This is a genomic window from Mesotoga sp. HF07.pep.5.2.highcov (assembly GCF_003666285.1).
GTDB classification, from domain to species: Bacteria; Thermotogota; Thermotogae; order Petrotogales; family Kosmotogaceae; genus Mesotoga; species Mesotoga prima.
In genome coordinates, this window is the sequence record NZ_JFHJ01000615.1 from 1 (window position 1) to 1,490 (window position 1,490).

The window sequence follows — 1,490 nt, forward strand, 5'->3', positions numbered from 1 at the left end:
CGCGAAAGCGCCAGCATCACTTCCCGACGTAGTCGGCCTCACTTCCCCGGATAATCCTCCGGGCATCACTTCCTCGCGCCAGCGAGCCTCACTTCTAAACTGACCGCCGATGCTCTTCGGCGCCTTGCGTCTTGCAACTCTTGTCGGAGGACGGCGGACCCTTGACGGTTGACCTGAGAAGGGTTTGTCATCCCTTAGTGCTTCTATACGGGATCTGGTTTTTAACCCTCCTGCCGTAGGCAGCCTTGCGTCCGCCGATAATCTTCGGCGCATTGCGTCCAGTGTTTTATAAGGCTCACTTCTTAAGCTGATTGCCAATGCTCTTCGGTGGCCCTAATCCCTATGGTTTTATGTATAATCTTGATGAAAGGCAATTCATAGTGTGGTGATACATATGGTGCAAATTAACTTCGACAAGTTCAAACTGAAAGACATAAGAATCGCTGGATATAGACCATTTAAAGATTTCCGAGTGGGACTTTCCAGTTTGGAGGTATTGATCGGCGCAAATGCGTCCGGAAAATCGAGTCTGATGGAATTATTGCGCTTTCTGCGAAATAGTGCATACCAAGAGATACCCTCGGAAATAATTGAGGGATCTTCGGGAATGAGGATCTTTCACGTTCCGGGTGAAGACCGCATTGAATGGGAAGCAACTATCGATGCAGGTTTGAGTGCCGATGTGATTTATTCTGGCAGCATACTTGGCCCTATGGGTTCAATACGAGTCGATCACGAAAGGGTTGAAACTTCCCGGCCTCTATCCACAAAATACGATAAGCCTTTCCTATATATGGAGTTGAGAAATGGTGAAGGAATAATCTACGAACCTAAACTCAAAAAGTTGAAAGAACAGAGCATTAAGCTTTTGAAGGCAAATCAGCTGGCGATAAGCACTATGAACAATCCTGGACTCTTTATGCTTTATAATCTACGTGAGTATATTCAAAGATGGAGGTTCTACAACTCTTTCAGAATGAGCAACGAACTACTAAGGCGTCCATCGATTACAGAACAGGAACCGATACTTCATGAGGACGCCGGCAACTTGAGTGCAGTGCTTCTCTATCTACAGACAGAGTATCCTGAAATCTTTGAAAGACTGAAGTTCTATCTTAGGTTGATGCTGCCAAGTTTCAGAAACATCACTGTTAAGGCTAGAGGAGGACCGGGACAAGTTATGGCCTTCTGGTCAGAGGACTCTGTTGGAGAAGAACTGACATTGGCCGATCTTTCGGATGGAACACTGAGAATACTATGTTGGACCCTCATATGCCTTCACCCATTCCCGCCAACTCTTGTTTTTGTTGATGAACCAGATCAAGGAATTCATCCTCGAGTGTATCCGGTTTTAGCTGAGCTATTCAAAGAATTGAGTGACAAGACGCAGGTTTTGCTCACTACGCATTCATCATACTTTCTTTCCATGTTCGATATTGAGAATATCCTTGTGTTGAAAAAGGAAGAAGGCGATATAAAGTCATTGAAGC

1 protein-coding gene is annotated in these 1,490 nt (G+C 45.4%); it reads left to right on the plus strand.

Going from position 1 to position 1,490, the window contains the following annotated elements; translation table 11 throughout:
* Nucleotides 1-394: 394 nt before the first annotated feature.
* A partial coding sequence (locus BG32_RS13270; protein ID WP_121526968.1) for an AAA family ATPase occupies nucleotides 395-1,490 on the plus strand: 1,096 nt, incomplete at its 3' end.